Origin of the sequence: Pseudomonas oryzicola (genome assembly GCF_014269185.2) — a bacterium.
GTDB classification, from domain to species: domain Bacteria; phylum Pseudomonadota; class Gammaproteobacteria; order Pseudomonadales; family Pseudomonadaceae; genus Aquipseudomonas; species Aquipseudomonas oryzicola.
The window spans coordinates 2,441,124-2,457,795 of sequence record NZ_JABWRZ020000001.1 but is presented as its reverse complement, the minus strand read 5'-3'; the positions used below and the strand labels follow the sequence as shown (position 1 = coordinate 2,457,795).

Sequence of the window (16,672 nt, the reverse complement as noted above, 5' to 3'; positions counted from 1 at the left end):
CCACAGGACCACGCCGGGAGCGCCTGAAGGCGTTACTGGATGTTGGCGGACGCTTTGCGAACCTGGTCGACCACCGATGGCGGCAGCGGGATGTAGCCCATCGAGTCGGCGATCTTCTGGCCTTCGGTCAGGCTGTACTCGACCATGTCGCGCATGGCTTTGGCCTTGGCCGGGTTGCCGTTGTCCTTGCGGAAGATCATCCAGGTGTAGGAGGTGATCGGGTAGGACTTGGCACCGTCCGGGTCAGGCAGCCAGGCCACCAGGTTTTCCGGCATGTTCACCGCAGCCAGCGCCTCGGCACCGCTTTCGGCGTTTGGCACCACGTATTGGCCGGCCTTGTTCTGCAGCTGGGCGAAATCGACCTTGGCCAGCTTGGCGAAGCCGTATTCGATGTAGCCGATGGCACCTGGGGTCTGGCGCACGGTGGCAGTCACCCCATCGTTCTTCGGCGACTTGATGAACTTGTCGCTGGCAGGCCAGTTGACGGTGTTGCCCTCGCCCAGCGCTTGCTTGAAGTCAGCGTTGATCGCCGACAGGTGCTTGGTGAAGACCGCCGTGGTACCGCTGGAGTCGGCACGCACGACCACGGTAATCGGGGTAGCTGGCAGTTTCAGGTCGGGGTTGGCCGCGACGATCTGCGGATCGTTCCACTGGGTGATCTTGCCGAGGAAGATGTTCGAGTAAACGTCGCGCGGCAGCTTCAGCCCTTTCGGGTTGCCCGGCAGGTTGTACGCCAGGACGATTTCACCGGCGGTCATTGGCAGCAACTGCACGCCTTCGCCGACCTTGGCGATTTCTTCAGCCTTCATGGCCGAGTCGCTGGCGGCAAAGTCGACAGTCTTGTTCAGAAAATCCTGAACGCCCGCCCCGCTCCCCTTGGACTGGTAGTCAACGGTGACGCCGTCGGTTTCCTTGCTGAACGCCTTGAACCAGGTCAGGTAGATCGGTGCAGGGAAGCTGGCGCCAGAACCGGTCAGGCGTACGTTCTCTGCAGCGAAGGCGGCCGAAGTGGCACAGACAGAAACGGCAACGGCAAGTGCAGCAGACTTCATCAGGCGTATCATCGAAAAGCGCTCCGTGTGATGGCCGGCACACTTTGCAGCAGCAATGTTACAGCTTTGTGACCGATGAATGGCATGCCGCGGGATAGAGCCGCCCGGTCGCGCCATCACGGCGCACCCCGGCTCTCGGAGGCAACGACGCATGCGAACGCGTCTGCCGCCACGTTAACGGCCTGATATGGCGATTGCATGACCGTTCAAATGGCCCTGGTGCCCGTCTGTCGCCAGCGCGGCACCCGAGCACAGGTTACGGGCCGAACAGTGGGTGCCCCATCGGAAAAGGAGACTCGCCATGCAACTGAAAACGGTTCGATCAATGCTGCTCGCCCTGTGCCTGGGCACTATCGCCCCTCTGGCGCTGGCCGCCACCGACATCATCGACCAGCCGACCCCGGGCAGCCAGCCCCACGATAACGGCCACATGAACGGCCAAGGGGGAGCGAGCGGCTCGGGCACCCCGGCTGACGGCATGGGCACGGGCGGCACCGATGACAACGGCACCGACAGCACCGGAGGCGATGGCACTACAGAGGAGTCGGGTAGCGGTAGCGACACGGGTACCGGTGCGGGCAGTGGCAGCGGTTCGGGTGGCGCGGGTGGCAGTGGTGCAGGCTCGGGAAGCTGAGGCACCGGGTAACTGGCGTGACGACAGCTTCCGACGCTGCCTCGGCGCAGGTGCGCCTGCACAGCACCGACATCCCCGCCCGCCTCGACCGGCTGCCCTGGACGCGTTTTCATACGCTGCTGGTGCTGGCGCTGGGGATCACCTGGCTACTCGATGGCCTTGAAGTCACCTTGGCTGGTTCGCTGTCGGGCGCCCTCAAGGACAGCCCGGCCCTGGCCATGAGCAACACCGACATCGGCCTGGCCGGCGCTGCCTATGTCGCCGGCGCGGTGTCTGGCGCGTTGCTGTTCGGTTGGTTGACCGACCGCCTGGGGCGGCGCAGGCTGTTCTTCATCACCTTGTTCCTGTACATCGGCGCTACGGCGGCCACGGCATTTTCCTGGAACCTGTGGAGCTTCCTGGTGTTCCGCTTCCTCACGGGTGCCGGCATTGGCGGCGAGTACACTGCGATCAACTCGACCATCCAGGAATTCACCCCGGCGCGTTACCGCGGCTGGGTCGACCTGACCATCAACGGAACCTTCTGGATCGGCGCGGCGCTGGGCGCGGTGGCTGCGGTGGTGCTGCTCGACCCGGCCGTGGCAGGTGGCGAACTGGGCTGGCGCCTGTGCTTCGGCATGGGCGCGCTGCTCGGCCTGGTCATCCTGCTGATGCGCCTGTGGATACCGGAAAGCCCGCGCTGGCTGATGATTCACAACCAGCCGGAGGAAGCCGAGCGCATCGTTGCCGACATCGAGCGCCATTACCGGCAACGCGGCATTGCCCTTCCTCCGCTGCAGGTGCCTGCACTGCGCCTGCGTGGGCGTGACCATACGCCGCTGCGCGAGGTCTTCCACAGCCTGTTCGTCCTGCATCGGCGCCGAGCGCTGGTGGGCCTGACGTTGCTGACGGCCCAGGCCTTCTTCTATAACGCGATCTTCTTCACCTACGCGTTGGTACTGACCGACTTCTATGCCGTGCCGTCGGCGCAGGTGGGCTGGTATGTGCTGCCCTTCGCCCTGGGCAACTTCTGCGGGCCGTTGCTGCTGGGCCGGCTGTTCGACCTGGTCGGGCGACGCATCATGATCAGCGCGACCTATCTGGCGTCCGGCCTCCTGTTGACGGTCAGCGGCTACCTGTTCCAGCAACAGATGCTCGATGTCATGCAGCAGACCCTGGCCTGGATGGTGATTTTCTTCTTCGCCTCGGCTGCGGCCAGTTCAGCCTACCTGACAGTGGCAGAGACCTTCCCGCTGGAAATCCGCGCGCTGGCCATCGCCGTGTTCTATGCCTTTGGCACAGGCCTCGGCGGCATCATCGGCCCCACCCTGTTCGGCGCGCTGATCGCATCGGGGGAGCGCCTGAACGTGCTGTATGGCTACTTGTTCGGCGCGGTGTTGATGATCATCGCCGCGCTCACCCAGGCGGTGTGGGGCGTGGCAGCCGAGCGCCGCCCGCTCGAGCACGTGGCCAGGCCCCTGTCGCAGGTGAGCGACAGCTGAGCCAAGCCGGCCGGGCCAGGGGACCGTTCGTCCATTGCCCGGCACTCCGGCCATGCACAGGGTTCAACCGTGCAAGCTCACAGCAGGAGTGACGACCATGCCTCGCGGCGACAAGGATAAATACACCGACAAGCAGAAGCGCAAGGCCGAACATATAGAGGAAAGCTACGAACACAAAGGCGTGCCCAAGGATGAAGCCGAAGCCCGTGCCTGGGCCACGGTCAACAAACAGTCCGGGGGTGGCGAGAAGAAAGGCGGCTCCGGTAGCACAACCTCGTCTGCAGAAAAGAAAACCGCGCGCTCGGATTCGGCCAGGCGCGCCGCCAAATCACGTCAGGGCCACTCGCGCACCTCAGGCACTTCGCTGGCAACCCAGACCAAGGAAAGCCTGATGAAGGAAGCGCGCAGCAAGGACATCAAGGGGCGCTCCAGCATGACCAAGGCCCAGTTGGTGGAAGCGCTGCGCAAGCACGCTTGATACACCATCGAAACCTGCGGCACGACGGGGGTCAGCCAATGGCCCCCAGTCCGTTGCCAGCGATAGGCGTGGCATCGGCATCCGGGCAACGGTTGCGGCATTCACACTCGAACTCGGCTTGTGCGCGAGTCGGCAGGTTCAGGCTCAGGCGGACCTTGTCTTGCGTGTCGTAGAGGTCGTAACCCTCCCCCAGGGCGGCGGGAAAGCCAAGCCGGCGAGGATAGGTTTCTTTCTTGAGTGGCACAGCGGGAACCACAACGAAACGCGTCTGCATGATCATCCCCCTTCGGCAACACCTAAGTATTAGTATGGCTATGTGAAAGCATCAAGCTGGCTCATGCAAAAAATCGCCAGACACAGCGCTACAACCCTGTGCCGCACTCCTTTGACGTAAATCAAGCCGCCGCCCGAGGTTCGCGCGACGATGGCTGCACGCACGCCCGGCTTAGGACAAGGAGCCCCACATGAGCCCGCTGAAACACGTACTGGTAGCCACCGACCTGTCGACCTCTGCCCGCAACGCGGCGGAGCGCGCGGCATACCTGAGCAAGGCGCATCAGGCGCCACTGGACCTGCTGTACGTTGCCAACCCGGCCCCCTTCGAGCGCCTGAAGCAACTGGCTGCAACGGATGACGGCCTGTTGAAACGCGTGCTGGATACCGCTGGCGAGAAAATTCGCGCATTGGCCGCGATGCTGTTCCAGCGTTATGACATTGGCGCCGGCGTGGAAGTCGCCACCGGCTCGGTCGCCGCCGAAATCACCCGCGTGGTGCAGGACAAACGCAGCGACCTGCTGGTGTGCGGGGCCAAGGGCCAGAGCGTGGCACGCCGCCTGCTACTGGGCTCCACGGTACAGAAAATGCTCGACCGCATGCCCTGCCCCGTGCTGGTGGTCAAACAGGCGCCGCGCGATACCTATCGCACCTTGCTGGTGCCGGTCGATTTTTCGCCGGTGTCACTGCGCAGCCTCGAACTGGCCAAAACCATTGCGCCACAGGCAGAGATCGTTCTGCTGCATGTATACCAGGCCCCCTTCGAAAGCAGCATGCGCTTCACCAGCATCGATCACGACACCATCAAGCACTATCGCAATGTCATCCGCCAGGATGCACAGGAGCAACTGGCGGCCTTGAGCGCACTCGCCGGGCTGTCCGAAGCCCGGCAAATCGTGCTGCACGGCGACCCCGGCTGGCGGATAGCCGAACAGGAACAGGCGCTGGAATGCGACCTGATCGTGGTCGGCAAACAGGGGCAAGGCGCACTGGAAGAGCTGCTGATCGGCAGCGTCACCCAGCATGTGCTGAACGAGTCCCGATGTGATGTGCTGGTTGCGCCGTAAGCTGGCGTGATGTGGAGGACAGCCGTCCTCCATTGCTGCGAACGGTGGCCTGCTCTCCTGTTCTCCCAGGCCAACAACGGGTGCCACGCGCAAGGCGTTGCATCGATCGCATCGATGATTACTATCGAGCGACGCGCCTGTTGGCCTGACAAACCCGCCCCTTACAATCGCTTTCAGCTCCTCCCCGCTCCTGCGCCTGCTTCAGGCGATCTCCCCTTTCGGAATCCGATACCATGGAAAATTCCAGCCAGGCTCCTCGTGGCCTGCCCGAACATGCCCAACAAAGCGTCAAGCAACAAATGGCTGGCGATTCTCTCGGTCGCCGTCGGCGCCTTCGCGCTGGTGACCAGCGAGTTTCTGCCGGTGGGTGTACTCAACGATGTGGCCAGCGACCTTGGCATCAGTGCCGGCCACGCCGGTTTGATGGTGACCCTGCCCGGCATCATGGCCGCCCTCGCCGCGCCGTTGCTGTCGGTGGGCATTGGCGCCCTGGACCGTCGCTACCTGCTGATCGGCCTGACACTGATCATGATTATTGCCAACGCCGTGGTGGCCTATGCCAGCGACTTCAGCCTGCTGCTGTTCGGGCGCGTGCTGCTGGGCATCAGTATCGGTGGCTTCTGGGCGACCGCCATCGCCCTCAGCGGCCGCTTGGCGCCCAAGGGCGTGGGCGTTGCCCAGGCCACCTCGATCATCATGGTCGGGGTGACCCTGGCCACCGTGCTGGGCGTGCCGGTAGGCACCTGGCTGAGTGGCCTGATGGGCTGGCGCATGACCTTCCTGATCACCGCGCTGCTGGGTGTCCCCGTGCTGCTCGCGCAGGTACTGTTGCTGCCCCGGCTCAACCCGGACAAGGCCATCCGTATCAGCGACCTGCCGGCCCTGTTCATCAACCCACTGGCGCGCGTCGGCCTGATCGCCGTCCTGCTGATTGGCCTGGCGCACTTTGCCGCGTACACCTATGTCGCCCCGTTCTTCAAGCAAAGCTCCGGCTTCGACGGGCCGACCATTGGCTCGTTGCTGCTGCTGTATGGCGTGGCCGGGGTAATCGGCAATCTGTTTGCCGGTTTCGCGGCCAACCGCAGCGTACGTCATACCCTGCTGCTGGTCGCGGTGATGATTGGCACCAGCACTGCGCTGTTCCCGCACTTCGCCACCAGCCTCAGCGGTGCCGCGATGCTGATCGGGCTGTGGGGCTTCGCCTTCGGTGCGTTCCCGGCCTGCGCCAGCATCTGGATGTTCGTGGTCGCGCCGAAGGACGTCGAACGCGGCATGCCATTGTTCGTTGCCATGTTCCAGGTGATCATTGCGCTGGGCTCGTTCTTCGGCGGGCGCATCGTCGACCAGCTGGGCAGCGCGGTGCTGTTGAGCCTGGCCACGGCGCTGGTCGGCTGTGGCTTCGCCACGGTGCTGGTGCTGGGTCGTAATGTCAGCAACAGCCTGGCGGCGCAACCCGGCTGAGGGCCATCAGCGATAGCCGTGTGCCAGGTTCCACTGCTCGAACGCCTGCGCCATCCGTTGCCGGGTCGACAGGTCGGCGGGTATCAAATGTTCGATTCGCAGTGACTCCACGGTAATGTCCAGTGGCATGCCGAAGGTGGTGAAGGTAGAGACGAAACTCAACTCACCATTTGCCGTGCACACACGTGTCAGCAGCATCGGGCTGGTAACCGTTGCCTGCATGGCATTACCCGGGGGCGGAAGGCTGCTCAGGCGCTTGGCAAGGGCCGGATTGCAGGCCGACTCCCGGGCCGCACGGTGCCAGGCAGCGGCACGGACCTCCTGCGCATTTGCCAAGCGGTCACCCAGGCCCCCGGGGCTGAGCAGCGTCTCCAGCAAGTTGAGGCCTGCAGCCGAATCCTGCGGTATGCCCGCCATGGCCAACAGCAGGCCGGTGCTGACATTGGCAGCTGTAATGTTCCAGTTGTTGTCGAGGACGATGGCAGGCACCGGATTGTTCGCCTGCAGGATCTGCTCGATGGCCGCATGAACTACATCCAGGGCGGGCGATTCGAGCGGCGTTGCGGCGTAGCGAGGGGCATAGCCAGCAGCGAGAAATACTTCGTTGCAGTACTCCAGCGATGCCCCCAGGGCCGAAAGCAGGGCGTGCAAGGTACCGGGGCTCGCTCTGGCGCGGCCAGTTTCGACACAGCTGAGGTGGCGTTGGGAAACGCCGGCCATGAGCGCAAGGTCCAGCTGACTGAGCCCCGCCTGACGGCGCAGGTTACGCACATGCTGGCCCGCCGTCGTAGTTGGGGTGATGGTCTTCTGGTAGTACCGCAAGCGATCCATGCCTTACCTCCGATTAATCCTTGTGTCCTGTGTCATGACCTCACAGGTCATTGAGCGTAAAGCACCCTGTCCGTACTGTGCCAGCAAACCCTACCAAGGACAGGACCATGGCAGTTCGCCTGTTTGCGCTGGCTTCTTTGCCGCTTTTTTCGCTGTTTCCCTATCCCACCATTGACCGGGGGCGCCAGGAATGAACGGTGCATTGACGGCCTATGCATCATGCGTGGTGGTGCTGTTCCTGAAGATGTTTGCGGTGTCTTGCTACCAGGGCTTGTTCCGGTTACGTCACAAGGCATTCACCAATGCAGAGGATGCCGCTGTGTTCAAGCGGGCAGCTCGGGACCAGGAGCTGGCGCAAGTCATCCGAGGCAGCCGGGCATGGGCGAACGACCTGGAAAACATTCCGGCGTTCTTCGCGCTCGGTGGGCTGGCCATTGCCGTGAATGCCCCTGCACCCGTCACGGCCAGTCTGAGCATTGTGTTTACCGTCGCCAGAGTACTGCACACCCTGGCCTACCTGAAGGGCATCCAGCCTTGGCGAACGGCCTGCTACGGTGTCGGCATCTTCTGTTTGCTGGGGCTCTGCGCATCGCTCATGAAGACCCTGCTATTGCCGTGATCGAGCCGGCCAGGTGTCAACTGTCCAACGGCCTCAGCGATCAGCCATGGCGAAATGCTGCTGCAGGAAGCCACTGACCAGTGAGGCAATCTGCAACTGGATCTGCGTCCGCGCGCGGGCGCTATTACCATCTCGGCAAATAACGCCGTCCCCAGCCGCGTCCTCTTCAAGCAACGCCACCGCACCTGGTTTGCACGGCGACAGGAAGCTGAAGTGGCTGGCGTCCGCGATCTCGACATAGCGGCTGGTCGCCGCAGGCAGGCGCTTGGCCAGGTCGGCAGACTCCAACTGCGCCGGGAGGTCTGCCGAAGGCGCACCCGCCGCAATCACCAGCGCCGGCACCGGCAGTGCCGCCAGGCTTTCATCGCTCAGGCCTCGTGACAGGCCAAGATCCAGGGTAACGATGGCGGTGACACGGTCGTCGCGCAGATCGCCGCCCAGGCGTGCCTGCGATACCGGGTCGCGGTCGGGATTGATCTGTTTGTAAACGCTGCAACTGGACAACTGCGGATGGGTGACGCAGTCCTGGGCAAAGCGCGCGGGATCGAACCGGGCGCCGGCGATTTCCAGCGCAGTCCAGCCCCCCAGGGAATGGCCGACCACCGCGACCTGCCCTTTCGCCACCCGTCCAACCTGGTCCGCCCGGGCCATCACCGCATCAATGGCCCGGCGCAGGTCGATGGGGCGCTGCCACAGCTGTGCTGCGGCCGCAGGGCCGCGATCGCGGGTGGTGGTGCCGGGGTGGTTGACCGCCGCCACGATGAAGCCTTGGTGGGCCAGTGCACTGGCCAGCCACGACTGGTTGCCCCAGTTACCGCGAAAGCCGTGGGAAAGCACCACCAGCGGGTATGTGCCTGCAGCTGGAGGTGCGTCGTGCACGGCGAGGTCACCGATGAACACTGCGGTATCAGCGACCAGCCGGGGTGCGGCAGTGGTCGTACTCGGGTACCAGATGACCAGCTCCAGCGGGCGGGCATTTTGCTCGTCCGATAATATCGAGGCTTGGAAGCCGATGGTCTTGTAGCCAGCGAATGCCGGTAGCTGCAGGCTAATGAAGAGCAGCAGGCCGAGGACTGTTTTCATTGTTTTTGTCTTCCTTGACGGGGTTCAGTGTCGAGAGGATGCGAACCGTGCGCAGGCACCATACCAGCCATGCTGGCGGTACACCCATACATTTGCGCAGCGGGGTTGCGATGAGCGCATTCAGCCGATCTGTGACAGACACTCTTGATCCAGCCAATACCGCCCAATCTTGCACACCGGGCCCTGCATGAGGACGTTGTAGGCCTCATCGAGCTCGATGGTGATTTGCCCCCCCGGCATGTGCACGGTCACCTGATCATCAACGAACCCAAGCCGATGTGAGACTGCCGCAGCGGCACAACTGCTGGTGCCCGAAGACAGGGTGTAGCCCACGCCACGCTCCCAGATCTGCACCGTCAGGTTTCGGCGATCCACAACGTTGACGAATTGGACGTTGGTTCTGTTTGGAAAAAGTGCCAAGTGCTCAATGATTGGCCCGAATCGGCGTGCAAGTGTCTCGGTGGGTTGCTCGACGAACACTACGCAATGGGGGTTGCCCATCGACACGGGGTTCAGTTGCAGTTGCATGCCATCGACGTCCACTGCGTGGCGTTCGGTCTCAGGGAATGCCGCCATGCCCATGGCGATGGAAATGCGTCTTCCGTGGTCGAGTACCTGGCAATGAACCTTGCCGCCTTTGGTTGCCAGTTCGAACGCTTCGTCTGTAACGATGCCCTGGTCCCAAAGGTAGCGACACAGGATTCGCAGGCCGTTGCCGCTCTTCTCCGCCTCGGAGCCATCGGTGTTGAAAATACGCACCGAGAGCATTTTGCCTGGCTCGATGACAGGCACCAGGATGCCGTCACTGCCCACTCCTTTATGCCGATCGCATATCACCGAGATAGCCGGGGTCGAGAAATCGAATGGGGTATCGTCGTGGTAGACGAGATAGTCGTTGCCAGCTGCGTGATATTTTACGAACTGCATGAGTTGGGGCACCAGGACGATTCGGGGCGGGAAATGATGAAGTGTGGCTGAAACATAGCACACGACCGTTGCGCCGTTAGCGGGCCCTGGGTGGGGGCGTCACGTTGGCCGAGAGCAAACGTTATGAATACCGGCAAGCGCGGGAGGGGGAGGTGCACATGTCCGAACCTATCCAGGTAGTCATCTTCGTTGCGCTGGCTTTTCTATTTGAACGAATCCTTAAACCGTACCGGCTGCGTAAGTGGCTAGGCGTTGCAATGATCATTGCAGGACTGATTGGTAGCGTTGCGCTGAGCCGGATCCATTTGCAGAGCTTTGACCTGGGGTTGATGTCTGCCCTTGCTGTGCTGGTCGGCATCGGGTTGTTGCTGACTAGACGACGATTTGAGAGGCAAAAGTAGACGCTTGTAACCCCTTCTGCGTCGTAGCAACTTCTTGCGCAGTTGACTTATTGGTCAATAAAATAGCTGACCAAGCCCCCAAACTGATCGCAGTGAAGCCGAGGCACGGTACCGCCTGCCATCCGCAGGAGCCAATAACGGCGTCACATGTCGAAACCCGCCGGTTACCAAGCCCGCTGGCTCCGCACTTGACAGCGTGTCGCAAATTAATTGCAATGGTCGCCGTTTCAAGGATGATGCAAGGAAACTGTCATGGCCAAGACGCCATCCTCACCCCGGGGCGACTTGCTCCGCGCCCTGGTTTTCCTTCCCCTGGGCCTGTGCCTGCTCTATCTCACACTTTGGCTGGTTGACGACCGGCTGGGCTTTCTGGCTCAGGCGCAACGCGCCCAAGGCACTGTCAGCACGCTGAACGCGGGCGGCAGCCATCCCCAAATCGACTTCACCGACGCCACCGGCAAGGTAACCAGCTACCCCGAAAGCGGTTTGATCTTCGGCTACGCGGTAGGCGACCAGGTGGGCGTGCTGTACCGCCCGGAAGCGCCCGCCGCCAGCGCGATCATCGATGACCGGGGCGCGCTATGGGGGGCGAGCCTGCTGGCCGGCCTGTTCGCTCTCGTTTTCACCTTTGGAGGCGGCTACCACTTGGCCGCGTGGATTCGCCGACGCCGAACGGCGCGGCCTGTATAAGGATGTTCAGATGCATATTCCCTACCCGTCAGCGTCAGCGACTGGCGCTACAAGACCGCCAGCGGCGGCGGCTTGACCGTTGTCTTCGCCGCTGCTGCTGGCGGCGCGCTGACACTGACTGACCCGCAGGGGGTTGACCAACAGTTTCGCTACGGCTCGCTGGGTGTCGGTGTTGGCCTTGGCGCGCGCTTGCCGCGCTTTGGCAAGGTCAATTTGCATGTGCGTGGCAAGAGCGTCCGAGCGGCGGGCGCCAGCGAGGACTTCCCCGCCGTCGGCCGTGTGCTGGTGGCCGACTCGATCGCTGCCCGTGGCCTGGTTCGCGAGGACTTCGAAGGCCCTTGTGTGTTCATCGAAGGCGGGGTCGGATTGGTGGGTGGCGCCAGCGGCTCGGCAATGCTGTTCGGCCTGGACGCCAAGCTGTTGGCGATGACGGCTGCTACGCTGACGCCGATTGGCAATCTGCTTCTGCCGCACGACAGTGCCGTGCGCCTGCTGCGCTCGGCCAAGGGCGTGATCATGTCTGCCGGCCTCAACGTCGGGGTACAGGCTGGTGCTGGTGCGACGATTTCCCTCGGCGGGCTGTTCTAGGCGATTGCCGACGGACACCTGTCCAAGCCAGCTCCTACAGGTACGGCGGTCACTGTAGGAGCGGATTTATCCGCGAAGCAGGCGACACGGTGGATGGCACCGGCTTTGCCGGTGATCGCGGCTGAAGCCGCTCCTACAGGTACGCGTCAAGGGCATGCCTGTTCCCTCAGGGATCGTCCAAGCCTTCAGATGTTTGGCAGCACAGTTGCTCCCACAGCAATAGCCCCCGCCTTCAGGACTGCGCTGTAGCTGTGGGAACCGCGCTTGCCGGCGATGGGCCGCAAAGCGGCCCCGGTGTTGCCTGAATCAGCCCGCCAGCGCCAGCGTCCTGGGCACCCCGCCACGCGGCAAGTCTTCCAGGCCAACCACACCCCTTGCCAGGTAGCGACTGCGCCATTTGAACACCACTGGTGCGGTGACATTCATGCGCAAGCTGACCTCCTTGGGCGTCATGCCGCTGTCCAGCAGCAGCAGGATCGAGGCCCGGGTGACGCTGCGATAGGGCATCAGCCCTGAGCGAGCGATCTTCTGCAGTTGCGCTCGGTCTTCGTCCGACAAAAGAAATTCGAGTGCCTTCCTGGCCATGCAGCCTCCTGGTTCAGGTCCATAACTAGCCATGCAAAATGTTTCCTGGCAGTAAACTCAACAGCGTGCGGGCCGCCCACAGCAGGTACTGCCCGAGCAGCCCGGTAAACAACAAGCCAGCCACCAGCACCTGCAGGTACGGTTGCAGGCTTTCATGGCGCAACCGCCAGCGTTGCGCGCACAACGCCTGGATGCAGGTAGCCCCATCCAACGGCCGCACCGGCAGCAGGTTGACCACGACCAGAAGCACGTTGAGCGAGGCACTGGTCTCGAGGAACGCCAGCCAGGCGCCAGACCCGGCAAGCGGGCGTAGCGCCAGGCTGGCCGAAGCCAGCAGCAGGTTGGCCAGCGGCCCGGCCAACGCGGTGCACAGCAGGCCCAGGCGGCTGCTAGCCAATGGCGCGCCGAACGGTACCGCCCTGCCCCAGCCAACCAATGCACCCGGCAGGTGTGCCAGCGTACTCAGGGTAAATGCCGCGCAGGGCACCAGTGCCGTACCCAGCCACGAGCAATGCCGCAGCGGATTGATCGATAGCCGTCCGTTGTCCCGCGCCAGGTGGTCACCGAACAACGTCGCCACCAGCGCATGGGCCGCTTCGTGCGCAGTCACCGCCAGCACCAGCGCCGGCCACAGCATGGCCAGGCTTTCGATCACCCCGGCCATGCTCACTCCGCCTGCCGCGACAGCGCAGCAGCCGACGGCTCGCTGACGCCCTGCCCGATCAGTGCCTCGATAGCCGTCAGGATGGGGCCGACGGCATGGCCGAAGTTGACCACGTACTGCTCACGCAAGTGGCGGATGTTGCGCGGGTAGCGGCTGTCCTCGAGCACCTGTGGCAGGTACTCGGTCAGGCGTGGAATCTGCTCCTCGCTCAGGCGCAGGCCGATGTCATCGAGCACGGTCAGTTCCCACGGATCGTACGGCAGGTCGTTGGCCTCGGTGCCCTCACGCACCGGCTCGATGCCAACGGTGACTACCGGGCGTTCGAACAGGAAGGCGTAGTCGAAGATCACCCCGGAAATGTCCGACACCATCACGTCGCTGCGCGCCATGGCGCTGAACGGTGTCGATGAGAAGTCCCATTGCAGCCGCGGGCCATTGGGGAACAACGCCTGCAGCCCCTGGATCAGTTCGGGCTCGGACACCATGCTCTGCGGGTGCGGACGGATGATCAGGTTGATGTCCTGGGCGGTCATCGCGCTCAGCAGCTTGCTGCCGTGCAGGCGCAGCAGGCCGTTGCGCCCCCAGGTCGGCGCCAGCAGCACGGTGCGGCCTGGGCTGACCAGTTCGGGGGTCTGGTTGCGCAACTGCTCGAGCAGATCGTCGTAGTACAGGCAGCCACCCATGATCAGGGCCTTGGCCGGTAGACCACGCAATTGCTCCAGGTAGCGCAGTGTACGCTCCTGGTGCGGGCCGTTGATCACCACCGAGTCGAAGTAGTCGAACGAGTATGGCCGGTTGAACGCCTTGTCGGTCGGTGCGTGGACCAGATGCATGTAGTGGCGCACCCGTTTCGAGCGCTTGAACTGCATGACGTCCAGCCCCGGGGTGGTGGAGATGCACAGGTCGGCGCGCAAGCGCGCCAGCAATGCCCAGGCCTTGTGCCCACTACCGATGAAGCAGCCGGTTATCTCGCTCCGCGCCTGCAGCCCTGGGTCCTCGCTGTCGGAACTCAGGTACAAGGTCCTGATCCGGGCCTTGGCCAGGGCTGCCAGCAGTGGCCGGAACGTGCCGTAGTACTGCCGGCCTTCGGAATAGATGACCACCGGCCAGGCTTCCTGCACGCTGCGCTCGGCGGTGGCGGCAACACCCTTGCCGCCACCGCCGAAGCGGTAGTAAAGGCCCTTGACCGAATAGAACGCGGTGGTAACCACGCCGGCGATGAGCGAGAACAGCAGGCTGCCGGTGCCCGGATCGAGGTACAGGCCGACATAAGGAACAGTGACCGCATGGTCCAGCAACCCGGTCATTGCAGCTTGCTCCAGTTACCCGGCACCGAGACGTCGTCCTTGACCTGGTAGGTACTGAGGATCTTGTAGGAGTCGGCATTCTGCCCCTGGGGTTGCCACGGAGTCTCATACAGCTGAACCGGCTCCGTGAGCGGTTGGTTGCTGATGTGCTTGCCAGTGGCACGGTCCACGCAGCCGCCGATCACCTCGCAAACGATACCGGGCACGTTGGCATTGGAGATGAATTCGCGACTTTCCCTTGGCGCCCCGGTGGCCGCGAACGGCTTGATCAGCAGCAGGTTCTGGAACTGCGAGTACAATTCCTGCCGCTCGGCGTCGCCAACGTCCTTGAGCAATGGGTTGCGCGATGGCCAACCATGGTCGGACACCAGCACGAACATGGTGTTGTCGTAGATACCCTGCTGCTTGAACCAGTCCAGATAACGGGTCACACCATTCATCGCGCAATAGAAGGTGTCATAGATCTCCACCGTGTCCTGGCTGCGCAATTGCTCCAGTTCCTGGGCCGAAGTCGCCAGCTGCTTGTTGGGCACGCAGCTCTGGTCGAGCTTGAGCACCGCACGGGTGATGTTGTTGGCCATGAAGGTGAAAGTCGGCCCCGGTGCGTTGGTGTCCGAAAGGCCCGGCAGCGCCAGCAGCGAGAAGTAGTTCTCGAGGAACTTGTCCTCGCGCTTCCACCAGGACAGCGAGGCGCCCTGCCAGTCGCCGCCGTCGTACACCTGCCCCTTGAGGCTGTTGGGGGCCGCCTTGTACAGCGAAATCGCCAGGTACTGCTTGAGCACGCCCCACAGGTATTCGCTGTGTTTGGTCGACATGTGCGCGTTGGTCTGCTGACGGCCGACCGTGTCGATGACATGGATGCAGTCACCGGCACCCTGGGCAACGAACTTGTTGCAGTCGCCGCGGCGGGCGAAGCCGTACCAGAACGGGTCGACGTAACGCACCCCGTAGCCCTTGGCAGCAAAGTTGTCCGGATAGAGCATATAGGCCTGGTTGACCTTCTCTTCCAGGCTGTTTCCCGGGTGTTTGTTGATGTTGGCGGCGGTGTAGTCAAAACCGCCGAACACCGCTGGCAAGGCATTGAAGGTACGGTTGCCGGTAGACACCACGTTGGAGTACCAGGTGAAACCGCTCAGACGCTCCGCCGCCGCCGGGTCATGCGCCAGCAGACGAGGCATGTAACCGGCCATGGAACCGTCGATCATCAGCACGACGATGTTCTTCTCGGTCCTGGAGTACGAAATGGTCTGCTTGCCGTCATTGGCCGGCAGTGGAATCGCCGCAATCTTCGAGGCCAGGGTTACACCGCTGAACAGGGCATAGGCAGCGCAGATCAGTACGAACAGGGTCAGTGCCTTGCCGACCTGCTCGGCAAAACGGCGCACCAGCAGCCAGGCGGCCCACAGCGCCGCGCCGGCCACTACCACATCGAGCAGCGCCCGCTGGCTGGAAAAGTTCATGGCACGGGGCTCGGAGAACCTGAAGTTGTCGATCATCCCGGCGTCCAGCGGCAACAGGAAGCTGTAGACGCCGGCCACGATCAACAGCCACAGGCCGAGCACGCACAGCACCTCGAGCAGCGCGCGCGGGGCGAACTTGCCGAGCAGCGCCAACAGCGCCAGATAGGCGCTCAGGATCAGCGCATGGGTGGTCGCGTACAGGCGCAGGTAGCCTTCGAGGCCGGTGGCGTCGTCCTCGAAGCTGGTCAGCGCCAGCGGCACCGCCAGCACCAGCAACAGGTACAGGGCAAGGAACGACAGCACGAACAATTTGAGCGGTTTGTCCGCCTTGGCCGCCGCGCTGGCCGGCAGGGCAAGCGCGGGGCGGGTCGAATTAGGCATTGGAAGTCCTTCGAAGGGTCGAGCTGGAGCGGGCCACTCGATACACCAGGTTCTTGATCAGGGAAAAAAGGTTGTTGCAGGTCCAGTACAGGACCAGCCCGGCGGGCGACGGATACAGCAGCACGAAGAACAGCATCGCCACGATCCAGGTCTGCAGACGCTCCTGGGAGGACAGGTCACGGTTGTAGACATGGGCCGCCATCAGGTTGATCACGGTCATGACGATGGGCAGCAGGTTGACTCCGCCAAGCAGGCCATCGGCTGCGCCGAGGTTGGCGATACCCATGAAGTGCTCGTACTGCAGCGGCGGGTAGTCGCTGAGCAGGCCATAGGCGGCGATGAACACCGGCACCTGGATCAGCAGCGGTACCAGACCGCGCAAGGCGAACACCGGGTGGTAGTGGTGCAGGCGGTACAGGGCGGCAATCATCATGTGCCGCTCCTGGCCCGTGAAGCAGCGCTTGAACTCCTCCAGCTTGGCCTGCATCGCCGCCCGTGCCGCACGTTCGCGGCCCTGCACCTTCTCGGCGAAGTGGTAGGCCGGCAGCAGCACCAGGTTGAACACCAGGCTCAGCATCAGGATCGCCAGGCCGAAGTCGTGGGTGCGCTGATAGCTGGTCTCCAGCACCCACTGGAAACAGTGAGCGATCGGCAGGATCAGCCAGTCATGCAGAACGGCGAACATGCATC

Annotated in this window: 18 protein-coding genes and 1 pseudogene; 9 read left to right on the top strand and 10 right to left on the bottom strand. The window is 63.1% G+C overall.

All coding sequences use genetic code 11. The features are described 5' to 3' along the window. Positions 1-32: 32 nt before the first annotated feature. Complete coding sequence (gene pstS, locus HU760_RS11275) at positions 33-1,064, bottom strand: phosphate ABC transporter substrate-binding protein PstS (protein WP_186676968.1); 1,032 nt, start codon at positions 1,062-1,064, stop codon at positions 33-35. 289 nt (positions 1,065-1,353) lie between these two features. Here pstS and HU760_RS11270 point away from each other — a divergent pair, with 289 nt between their 5' ends. From HU760_RS11270 to HU760_RS11260, 3 genes are all read left to right on the top strand, one after another. Beyond that, entirely contained in the window at positions 1,354-1,686 is a 333-nt protein-coding gene (locus HU760_RS11270) for a hypothetical protein (RefSeq protein WP_186676970.1), read from the top strand. A 17-nt stretch (positions 1,687-1,703) separates the two neighbouring features. Then, positions 1,704-3,167, top strand: coding sequence for an MFS transporter (locus tag HU760_RS11265; protein ID WP_186676973.1), 1,464 nt, complete (start codon positions 1,704-1,706; stop codon positions 3,165-3,167). 97 nt (positions 3,168-3,264) lie between these two features. Beyond that, positions 3,265-3,645: a termination factor Rho gene (locus HU760_RS11260; protein ID WP_186676975.1), complete on the top strand. Its 381-nt coding sequence runs from the start codon at positions 3,265-3,267 to the stop codon at positions 3,643-3,645. Between the two features lie 31 nt (positions 3,646-3,676). On the opposite strand, the gene HU760_RS11255 is transcribed toward HU760_RS11260, so the two are convergent. Continuing rightward, the gene (locus tag HU760_RS11255; RefSeq protein ID WP_186676977.1) at positions 3,677-3,925 is read right to left on the bottom strand and encodes a hypothetical protein; all 249 of its coding nucleotides are present in this window, start codon (positions 3,923-3,925) and stop codon (positions 3,677-3,679) included. A 184-nt stretch (positions 3,926-4,109) separates the two neighbouring features. Here HU760_RS11255 and HU760_RS11250 point away from each other — a divergent pair, with 184 nt between their 5' ends. Together HU760_RS11250 and HU760_RS11245 are read left to right on the top strand one after the other, a co-directional pair. Continuing rightward, positions 4,110-4,985 carry a universal stress protein gene (locus HU760_RS11250; protein WP_186676980.1) on the top strand — a complete coding sequence of 292 codons (876 nt, stop codon included), beginning with the start codon at positions 4,110-4,112 and terminating at the stop codon, positions 4,983-4,985. 233 nt (positions 4,986-5,218) lie between these two features. After that, positions 5,219-6,446 (top strand): annotated as a pseudogene (locus HU760_RS11245) (MFS transporter). A gap of 6 nt (positions 6,447-6,452) precedes the next feature. On the opposite strand, the gene HU760_RS11240 reads toward HU760_RS11245, so the two are convergent. Next, on the bottom strand, positions 6,453-7,277 hold the full coding sequence (locus HU760_RS11240) for a helix-turn-helix domain-containing protein (protein ID WP_186676983.1): 825 nt from the start codon (positions 7,275-7,277) through the stop codon (positions 6,453-6,455). Positions 7,278-7,467: 190 nt separating this feature from the next. On the opposite strand from HU760_RS11240, the gene HU760_RS11235 reads away from it, so the two are divergent. Continuing rightward, the gene (locus HU760_RS11235; protein ID WP_186676986.1) at positions 7,468-7,896 is read left to right on the top strand and encodes an MAPEG family protein; all 429 of its coding nucleotides are present in this window, start codon (positions 7,468-7,470) and stop codon (positions 7,894-7,896) included. A gap of 33 nt (positions 7,897-7,929) precedes the next feature. Here HU760_RS11235 and HU760_RS11230 read toward each other — a convergent pair whose 3' ends face one another. Beyond that, positions 7,930-8,979: an alpha/beta hydrolase family protein gene (locus tag HU760_RS11230; RefSeq protein ID WP_186676988.1), complete on the bottom strand. Its 1,050-nt coding sequence runs from the start codon at positions 8,977-8,979 to the stop codon at positions 7,930-7,932. Positions 8,980-9,099: 120 nt separating this feature from the next. Beyond that, the gene (dapF, locus tag HU760_RS11225; protein WP_186676990.1) at positions 9,100-9,906 is read right to left on the bottom strand and encodes a diaminopimelate epimerase; all 807 of its coding nucleotides are present in this window, start codon (positions 9,904-9,906) and stop codon (positions 9,100-9,102) included. 158 nt (positions 9,907-10,064) lie between these two features. Here dapF and HU760_RS11220 point away from each other — a divergent pair, with 158 nt between their 5' ends. The 3 genes from HU760_RS11220 (at position 10,065) to HU760_RS11210 (ending at position 11,585) form a co-directional block, all read left to right on the top strand. Continuing rightward, positions 10,065-10,307 carry a hypothetical protein gene (locus tag HU760_RS11220; protein ID WP_186676992.1) on the top strand — a complete coding sequence of 81 codons (243 nt, stop codon included), beginning with the start codon at positions 10,065-10,067 and terminating at the stop codon, positions 10,305-10,307. 252 nt (positions 10,308-10,559) lie between these two features. Continuing rightward, positions 10,560-10,997, top strand: coding sequence for a DUF3592 domain-containing protein (locus HU760_RS11215; protein WP_186676994.1), 438 nt, complete (start codon positions 10,560-10,562; stop codon positions 10,995-10,997). Positions 10,998-11,069: 72 nt separating this feature from the next. Next, positions 11,070-11,585: a hypothetical protein gene (locus HU760_RS11210; RefSeq protein ID WP_186676996.1), complete on the top strand. Its 516-nt coding sequence runs from the start codon at positions 11,070-11,072 to the stop codon at positions 11,583-11,585. A gap of 306 nt (positions 11,586-11,891) precedes the next feature. On the opposite strand, the gene HU760_RS24695 is transcribed toward HU760_RS11210, so the two are convergent. Genes HU760_RS24695 through HU760_RS11185 form a run of 5 tightly spaced genes read right to left on the bottom strand, consistent with a single transcriptional unit; the run spans position 11,892 to position 16,667 of the window. Then, positions 11,892-12,170, bottom strand: a complete 279-nt coding sequence (locus HU760_RS24695) for a helix-turn-helix domain-containing protein (protein ID WP_186676999.1) — start codon at positions 12,168-12,170, stop codon at positions 11,892-11,894. 25 nt (positions 12,171-12,195) lie between these two features. Next, complete coding sequence (locus tag HU760_RS11200) at positions 12,196-12,834, bottom strand: site-2 protease family protein (RefSeq protein ID WP_186677001.1); 639 nt, start codon at positions 12,832-12,834, stop codon at positions 12,196-12,198. Between the two features lie 2 nt (positions 12,835-12,836). Beyond that, positions 12,837-14,141 (bottom strand): CDP-glycerol glycerophosphotransferase family protein, encoded by a 1,305-nt coding sequence (locus tag HU760_RS11195; RefSeq protein WP_186677003.1) that lies wholly within the window; start codon positions 14,139-14,141, stop codon positions 12,837-12,839. Continuing rightward, complete coding sequence (locus tag HU760_RS11190) at positions 14,138-15,982, bottom strand: sulfatase-like hydrolase/transferase (protein ID WP_186677005.1); 1,845 nt, start codon at positions 15,980-15,982, stop codon at positions 14,138-14,140. The genes HU760_RS11195 and HU760_RS11190 overlap by 4 nt, the downstream gene beginning before the upstream one ends. Continuing rightward, positions 15,975-16,667, bottom strand: coding sequence for a YidC/Oxa1 family membrane protein insertase (locus HU760_RS11185; protein WP_186677010.1), 693 nt, complete (start codon positions 16,665-16,667; stop codon positions 15,975-15,977). The genes HU760_RS11190 and HU760_RS11185 overlap by 8 nt, the downstream gene beginning before the upstream one ends. Positions 16,668-16,672: the final 5 nt, after the last annotated feature.